The 8220-nt window shown below is 67.4% G+C and carries 4 protein-coding genes and 2 pseudogenes; 3 read left to right on the forward strand and 3 right to left on the reverse strand.

Translation table 11 applies throughout. The annotated features are described in order from the left end of the window. Positions 1 to 99: 99 nt before the first annotated feature. From VMT40_RS07325 to VMT40_RS07335, 3 genes and pseudogenes are all read left to right on the forward strand, one after another. Complete coding sequence (locus tag VMT40_RS07325) at positions 100 to 1473, forward strand: ABC transporter C-terminal domain-containing protein (protein WP_326357138.1); 1374 nt, start codon at positions 100 to 102, stop codon at positions 1471 to 1473. Between the two features lie 12 nt (positions 1474 to 1485). Next, complete coding sequence (locus VMT40_RS07330; protein ID WP_326312995.1) at positions 1486 to 2745, forward strand: pyridoxal phosphate-dependent aminotransferase; 1260 nt, start codon at positions 1486 to 1488, stop codon at positions 2743 to 2745. Positions 2746 to 3326: 581 nt separating this feature from the next. After that, positions 3327 to 4580 (forward strand): annotated as a pseudogene (locus tag VMT40_RS07335) (YibE/F family protein); the annotation flags it as partial. A gap of 679 nt (positions 4581 to 5259) precedes the next feature. Here VMT40_RS07335 and VMT40_RS07340 read toward each other — a convergent pair. From VMT40_RS07340 to VMT40_RS07350, 3 genes and pseudogenes are all read right to left on the reverse strand, one after another. Then, complete coding sequence (locus VMT40_RS07340; RefSeq protein WP_326357139.1) at positions 5260 to 6105, reverse strand: lytic polysaccharide monooxygenase; 846 nt, start codon at positions 6103 to 6105, stop codon at positions 5260 to 5262. A 196-nt stretch (positions 6106 to 6301) separates the two neighbouring features. Further along, positions 6302 to 7063, reverse strand: a complete 762-nt coding sequence (locus tag VMT40_RS07345; RefSeq protein WP_326357140.1) for a copper homeostasis protein CutC — start codon at positions 7061 to 7063, stop codon at positions 6302 to 6304. A 210-nt stretch (positions 7064 to 7273) separates the two neighbouring features. Further along, a pseudogene (locus tag VMT40_RS07350) lies at positions 7274 to 8220 on the reverse strand (Fe-S oxidoreductase); the annotation flags it as partial.

Consider the following 8220-nt stretch of genomic DNA (forward strand, 5'->3'; position numbering starts at 1 on the left):
CGCTCGTACCCTGGAGTTCGGAGTTCGTTCGGAAGGGATGGCACCGTGGTCCGGCACTGGTCAGGCAAAGAGGCCCGGGCCCTCCGCGATGCCAAACGCATGAGTATCCGGGAGTTCGCCGCCCACCTGGGCGTGCACGAACGACTGGTCTCGAAATGGGAGGCCGGGGGCCATCGGGTGCATCCCCGTCCCATCAACCAGGCCGCCCTCGATACTTCCCTTGCCAGGTCCGACGATGTTGTGCGGGCACGGTTCGCGGCCTTGATCGACCAGCCCTTGATCGACCGCCCCGCCGCCGTTCCCGGTTTCGATGTGCGCCATGGCGGTTCCGAGCTTTCCGAGCTATGGAACCCGATGCCCGCGCCAGCCAGTTATTCCAGCGACGCGGAACTGCTGGCACTCGTCGATACGGGTGCGATGAGGGGCGATGCGTTAGCGGCGATTTCGGAGAGGGATCTGATCATGGCGGCTGCCCACGAAGCAAGCGAGCACGCCGGCAGGGCCGAGAGCACCAATGTGGGTGCGACCATGTTGGAGCAGCTCGACGCCGATGTCACGCGCATCGCCAACGACTATGTCCACATGGCGCCGGTGCCCATGATGGTGGAGATGCTGCGGGTGCGGCGGCGGGTGTACCGACTGCTGGAAGGCCATCAGCGCCCGGCCGACACCTCGCACCTCTATCTCTTGGCGGGCACTTTGTCCGGTCTGCTGGCGAATGCCAGCACCGATCTGGGCTATTTCGACGCGGCCGGTGAACAGGCAAGGGCCGCTTGGGCTTACGCCGAACTGTGCGAGCACAATCCGCTGCGGGCCTGGACCCGCGGCATGCAGGCGCTCATCGAGTACCGCTCCGAGCGGCCGCGGCGCGCGGTGCTGCTGGCCCAGAGCGGTCAGCGCTACGCCGAATCCGCGACCTCGCGGGTGCGGCTGCTGAACATCGAGGCCCGCATCTGGTCACGGCTGGGCAGCACCACCGACACCGAGCGCTGCATCCGGGCCGCCGACGACGCCCGCGAGAGCGAATCCAGTGACACCCTGCACGACGAGGTCGGCGGCGTGTTCGGATTCAACCAGCCCAAGAGCCACTACTACGCGGGCGCGACCTACATCCATCTCGGTCAGGCCGAGCCCGCGCTGGAGGCCACCAACCGGGCCATCGACCTGTACGTGAACGGTCCCACCGACAAGCGCTCCTACGGCGCGGAGTCGCTGGCCCGGGTCGACAATGCCGCCGCGCACCTGATCAACGGCAGCCTCGACGGGGCCACCGCGGCCCTGGAACCGGTCCTGGAACTGGACGAGGACAAGCGCATCGCGCAGTTGGAGGAGCGACTCTCCGCCGTGCGGCAGCGCTTGGCCTCGCCGGAATTCCGGGATGCCGGGGAGGCTCAGGACCTGGACGAAAGGATCGAGGAGTTCTGCGGCTCCACCGCGGCCCGCAGCGTACTGCCGCCCGATACCGCTCGGTAGCTTGATGGCACCATTGATCGGGTGAGCCCTTCGAGTCACCTACCGCATCGGTCCCCGCGCGCGCTGGAGCAGTCCACCAAGCTCCAGAACGTTCTGTACGAAATCCGGGGCCCGGTACACGCGCACGCGGCACGGTTGGAGTCCGAGGGCCATCGGATTCTCAAGCTGAACATCGGCAATCCCGCGCCCTTCGGGTTCGACGCGCCCGACGTCATCATGCGCGACATGATCGCGGCGCTGCCCTACGCGCAGGGCTACAGCGAGTCCAAGGGCATCCTGCCCGCGCGGCGCGCCATCTTCACCCGCTACGAGCTGGTGCCGGGCTTCCCCGAATTCGACGTGGACGACGTCTATCTGGGCAACGGCGTCTCCGAGCTGATCACCATCGTCATGCAGGCGCTGCTGAACAATGGCGACGAAGTGCTCATCCCCGCGCCGGACTATCCGCTGTGGACGGCCATGACCTCGCTCGCGGGCGGCACGCCGGTGCACTACCTGTGCGACGAGTCCAACGACTGGCAGCCGGACATCGCCGACATGGAATCCAAGATCACCGACAAGACCAAGGCGATTGTCGTGATCAACCCCAACAACCCCACCGGCGCGGTGTACTCGGCCGAGGTGCTGCAGCAGGTGGTGGATCTGGCCCGCAAGCATCAGCTGCTGCTGCTGGCCGACGAGATCTACGACAAGATCCTCTACGACGATGCCAAGCACGTCTCCCTCGCAACGCTCGCGCCGGATCTGCTGTGCCTGACCTTCAATGGGCTGTCCAAGGCCTACCGGGTCGCGGGCTATCGCTCGGGCTGGCTGGTCATCACCGGGCCCAAGGAGCACGCGGGCGGTTTCCTCGAGGGCATCGACCTGCTCGCCTCCACCCGACTGTGCCCGAATGTGCCTGCGCAGCATGCCATTCAGGTCGCGCTGGGCGGCCATCAGAGCATCGACGACCTGGTGCTGCCGGGCGGGCGACTGCTGGAACAGCGGGATGTGGCCTGGGAGAAGCTGAATACCATTCCGGGTGTCTCGTGCGTGAAGCCCAAGGGCGCGCTGTACGCGTTCCCGCGGCTGGATCCGGAAGTCCATGAGATCCACGATGATTCGAAGCTGGTGCTGGATCTGCTGCTGCAGGAGAAGATCCTGATGGTGCAGGGGACCGGGTTCAACTGGCCCCATCACGACCACTTGCGGATCGTCACCCTGCCGTGGGCGCGTGATCTTTCGGTCGCCATCGAGCGGTTCGGGAACTTCCTCGCCAGCTATCGGCAGTAATTTCCGGCTGAAAATTCTCGATCATGGCGTACTTGTGGGGTACGCTGGAGTACCGACGCGCACCCCCGGGTTCCCCTGTTGACCTGCGGTAATGCGATTCTGTCCACTCCTGGACACCCCCTCGTAGCCCCTATGGCACAGGTGAGACCCTGGCTAAAACAAACCGCTGGTACGAAAAAGTTGGGTTTTTAGAGACTTAGCTAGCGCAAAGAACCGTCTTTTGTGTACAGTGGTCCTCGGCACTTCGAGTGCCCCGGCCGGACCGCCTACCCCCCCTGGGCCGTCCGGCCCTGCGTTGGCTGGCCTACCCCCCCTGGGCCACCGATGCCGGGCGGCGGAGACATCCCCCTGCTCTCCGCCGCCCCTCCAACCCGCCTCCCCGAGCCTTTAGCGGGCGGCTAAGAGCCGTTGCCGATTTCGCTTCCGTGCCTGCGTTGAGTGCCGAAACAATTTTGGACGTACCCGGTGAGTTACCCCGAACGTCGCGAAATCAGTTGTCGCCTTGGGAATCGAAAACAAACCCCCAACAGCCCCGACAACCTCTCAGCATGTCAGAAATCGTTTTCGTTTAGGCTCGGCCCGTGAGCGATCACCACCACCATCACCACCATGACCATTCCGGGCCAATCGCGATTGGGGCGACCGCCGCGCGGGTGGTTGTCGGGCTGCTCAGCGCCATCGGGGTTTTGGTTGTGGTGGGGCTGATTTGGTTGTGGCCGAGTGCGCAGCATGTGGATATCCCCCTGCCGATGCAGAACGGGGGTGGCGGGGCGGTGCACACCGAGGGCGGGACGGTGATCAAGCAGGATCTGGGTCCGTGCGGTGACGCCTCGAACGGGAAGGTGGTCACCAAGGAGCCGGATCTGCTGCCCGCGGCCCAGAAGCAGTGCGCGCGCAGTGTGGTCGCCATCGAATCCGGTCCGGATCAAGGGAATTGGACGATATTCGTCAATTCGCCGACACCGGATCAGCCCAATCTGAAGGTGGGCGACAAGATTCGCGTGGTGCGGCAGGCGGATCCGAGCGGCACCACCATCTATTCGTTCGACGATTACGCGCGCGGGCTGCCCCTGACGATCATCGGGATCGTGTTCGCGGTGGTGGTCATTGCCGTCGCGCGATGGCGCGGTCTGCGGGCGCTGATCGGGCTCGTCATCGCGTTCGGCGTCCTGGTGCTGTTCCTGCTGCCCGCGCTGCTGGACGGAAAACCCGCCATACCCGTGGCCTTGGTGGCGGGCGCGGTGATCCTGTACGCCGTGCTGTACCTGGCGCACGGGGTGAATCTGCGGACCAGTTCGGCGCTGCTGGGGACCTTGACCTCGATGGTGCTGGCGGCGGTGCTGTCCTGGGTAGCGCTGAAGATCACGCATCTGACCGGGCTGTCCGAAGAGCAGAACACCAATGTCGCCGCCTATATCCAGCACGTCAGCATTACCGGGCTGCTGCTGGCCGGATTCATCATCGGCTCGCTGGGTGTGTTGAACGACGTCACCATCACCCAGGCGTCGGCCGCCTTCGAACTCGCCGCGCTCGACGAGAAGGCCACGCGGCGCAGCATTTTCGCCGCCGCCATGCGGGTCGGCCGCGACCATATCGCCAGTACCGTCTACACCCTGGTGCTCGCCTACGCCGGTGGCGCGCTGCCGCTGCTGCTGTTGTTCAGCGTGGCGGGACGATCCATTCGCGACGTCCTGACCGGCGACGCCGTGGGTATCGAGATCGCGCGGTCGGCGGTCGGCGGCATCGCGCTGGCCCTGTCGGTGCCGCTGACCACCGCCATCGCGGTTCTCCTGGCCCGACCCCTCGGGTCGAAACCGACCCCGGCGCGCGCGGGAGCCGGTACCCCGCGGCCGCGCGGCGCGGGGGCGCAACGGAATACGCCGCGTCGCGGGACCGGGCCGCGCACCGGGGCCCCGCGCACCGGTGAATATCCGGCCGCGCCGAGGAGCGGTGCACAGCCCCGGGTCGCGTGGACCGGCGAGCAACAGGCGGTCCCGCGGAACGATGCGCCGGGCGGTACCGAATCGCCGACGGTTCCGAGAACCAGTGTGGTGCAGCCGAACCCGCCCCAGCCCGAGGCCGTGCAACCCGGTCCGGGATGGTACGGGGCGGAGGCACCGCCGCAGCCGCAACCTCCGACCTCCTCCTGGTTCGATCCGAACGAACCGTGGGCGGAGCCCGAACAGCGAGAGCAGAACTGGTCGCCGCAGCCGCAGGCTTGGCCGACCGACGAGGGCGACGAGGATTGGCCGGAGCCGCGGCGCGGCGGGCGGCACTCCCGGCCCTGATCGCTCGAGGGGCGATGTCCTGATCGCTCGAGTGGGCGAAAGTTGTTGCGAGGGGCGTGTTCCCATGGGGAACACGCCCCTCTCCGTCGTGGGCGTAGGGTTGCCGGGTTTCCGCGACGGCTAGGCGCGGCGGTTCCGTCGCAGTACGACCGACTCGGTGTGGCTCGGCTCGATTCGGCGGATTCGGGCCTGCCACTTGCTCATGACGGGGTCTTCGGGGAGGGGATCAGTCGATCATCTGCCACAGGGCGGGTGCGGCTTCCGGGTTCCAGCCGGGGTCGTACACGGTGTGGGCCTGCAGGCAGCGGTAGGTCATGCCGTCGTAGGTGACGACATCGCCGATGTTGTAGTGTGCGCCGACCTTCCAACTGCTCGAGGCGGGTTTGCCGGTGGAGGTCGTGGGCTGAGGCGTGGTTGTGGGCTGAGGCGCGGTGGTGGTCGGCGGCGTGGTTTTGGTCGTTGGCTGAGCCGTGGTCGTGGGTGGCGTGGTGGAGGTGGTCGGGGGTGTGGTGGTGGTCGGCGGGGGAGTCGTTGGGATGGAAGGCGTTCCGCCGCCGCCGATCTGCAGATCCACGCAGGAGTAGAAGGCATTGACGGTGTCGCCGATGTTCCAGACGGCGAGGAGTTTCTGTCGGCCGCTGAAGGCGCTGAGGTCCACGGTGTGGCTGACGCCGCTTGCGGGCGGGGGATTGTTGCCACCGTCGAAGACCGCCACCCGGGTCGAGCCGATGTAGTACTCCCAATTGAGGGTGCGGTGCAGGGTGGTGAAGGTCCAGGTGAAAGTGACTGTGCTGCCGACGGATTGGACCTGCCAGGGCTTGGTGTCGTCGTCGAGTTCGGGGAAGCGGGCGTTGCCGCCGCTGCATTGGGTGGAACCCTTGGGCGCTTCCACGCTCTGGGGCTCGTATTTGATGTCGCCGCAAGGCAATAGGCCCTTGGTGCACTGCGCCTGTCTGCTCAACGGCGAGGACACGTAACCGTGGGCATTGGCGACTGCGGCGGGCAACAAGGCGACGATCACCGGTGCGATGCCCGCGGCCGCGAGCAGGGACAGACTTCTTCTATCGAGCACGTGAAACCCCTTGTGAGAGTGGGGCAGCGGCGGCCGACAAGCTGTCCCGTGACGGATCTGTGACGTGATCCAGACCACTTTGTAGCAAAAGCGTGCTCTAAAAGATATGACTCAGCAACGCTTTGGTCAAGCGTCCTATCACGGGTGACCGAATTATCCTGTTGCTCAGCAAACTTCGCAGGTCAGCCAGCAAACTTCAGTGGGATTTCCGGGCCGCCTCGCACAGTGCGGCGACACCGTCGGCATCGGTGGCGAAGTGATCGAAGCCGCTCGGCACCCCGAATTCGGCGAAGGAGACCTCGGTATCGGGCGCGGGTCGTCCCGGCACCGGAATGCGCACGGCCGCATGCAGATCCCGCGTCCCGGTCAGCTCGATCACCCGGCGGGCATTGTCGGCGCGCAGACCGCCGCAGGCCATCACGTCGATGCGGCCGTCGGCGAGATTCACCAGGCGCGCGATGAGCGACGCGCCGTCCAGCACGGAGATCTGACGGCCCGAGGTGAGCAGTCGGGTGAAACCCAACTCCAGCAACTGCTCGAAGCCCTCGGCGGGATCCGCGCACACATCGAACGCGCGATGGAAGGTGACCTCCAGATCGTCGGCCGCGGCCAGCAGTTCGGTGTTCGCGGCCGGATCGATGTGGCCGTCCTCGTCGAGCACGCCGATCACCACCCCGTGCGCACCGGCCGCGCGCGCCCGCTCGATATCGGTGCGCATGAGCGCCACCTCGTCGGCCGAATAGCGGAAGTCGCCGGGGCGCGGGCGGATCAGCACGTGGATCTGGGTGTGCCCCGCCGCGGCCACGGCCGCCTCGACGAGCGCGGGCCCGGGCGTGAGTCCCCCGACCGTCAAGCCGGAACACAATTCCACCCGGGTGGCACCCGCCTGTTCGGCGATCCGGACCCCCTCCAGAGACTCCACCCCGATCTCCACCCGCACCGTGCGCGCATCCGTCATACCTTGCAGTATGGCGAACTCCCGCCCGACATGTTGCTCGCGAATAGCCATCGGGCCATTAATGCCCCGTGAACAGACCGCGCAAACCTGGCGTACCGGCGGCGTGTCGCCATAGTGTGGCGATCCACACAATGACGCGGGCGGCGCTACCGAGGTGGTAGCGCCGCCCGCGTGAATCAGGTTCGGCCGCCCGATATTTCGGGCCCGAGGCTAGCTCTTCTTGCCCGGGGCCTTCATCCCGGACTTGAAGCCGAGTCCGCCCGGCTTGGCGGCGGGCGGCGTGGCGGAGCCATTGCCCTCCGAGGTGGCACTGCTTTCCGATGTGCCATTGCTCTCGTTGGCGGCCGGGGCGGGTTCGACCGGAGCCTCCGCCACCGAATCGGCCGGGGCGGCAGGCGCTTCCGGAGCCGGGGCGGCGGGCGCGGCGGCACCCGGAGCCTTCGGCCCGGGCCGCTTCAGCCCGGACTTCATGGCCAGACCGCCGGGCTTGGCACCCGGAGCCTTGAGCCCGCCCTTCATGGCTAGCCCGCCCGGCTTGGCGGCCGGAGTCGCGGGCGCGTCGGTCGCGGGCGCTGCCTCGGCCGTGGCCTCCGCCTCGGCGGGAGCCGGAGCGGCGGAGGCGGTTTCGGCCTTCGCACCCGGGGCCTTGGCGGCACCCTTCATCTGCAGACCCTTGCCACCGGGAGCCTTCAGGCCACCCTTCATGCCGAGCCCGCCAGGCTTGGCGGTCGGAGCCGCCGGGGCCTCGGCCGCAGTCTCGGCCTCGGCGGCCGGAGCGGCCTCGGCCGGAGCCGCGGCCTTCGCGCCGGGGGCCTTGAGCCCGCCCTTCATGGCCAGACCCTTGCCGCCGGGAGCCTTCGCCCCGCCCTTCATGCCCAGACCGCCACCGGCCGGAGCGGCCTTCGGCGCAGTCTCGGTAGGTGCTTCGGCGACCGCGGTCTCGGCCTTGGCCGGTGCGGGAGTCGAAACCGGTTCGGGCTCTTCGGCCTTCGGGGTCTGGATGACCTTCAGGTTCTCGGTCAAGGTCGCCGCATCGACGCGGTCGATGGACTGCAGCATCAGCTGGGCGACGTCGACGACCTCGACGCCCTGGCCGACTTCGCCGCCGTCCTTGCGGGCGGTCACGCCGTCGGTGAGCATCACCCGGCAGAACGGGC

The organism is Nocardia sp. CDC160 (assembly GCF_035818795.1).
Taxonomy (GTDB): Bacteria; Actinomycetota; Actinomycetes; order Mycobacteriales; family Mycobacteriaceae; genus Nocardia.

Bases quoted from the DNA above. Each gene is read 5' to 3' on its own strand.
- VMT40_RS07325 (WP_326357138.1), top strand. From the start codon at position 100: ATGAGTATCCGGGAGTTCGCCGCCCACCTGGGCGTGCACGAACGACTG.
- VMT40_RS07345 (WP_326357140.1), bottom strand. From the start codon at position 7,063: ATGACGGATGCGCGCACGGTGCGGGTGGAGATCGGGGTGGAGTCTCTG.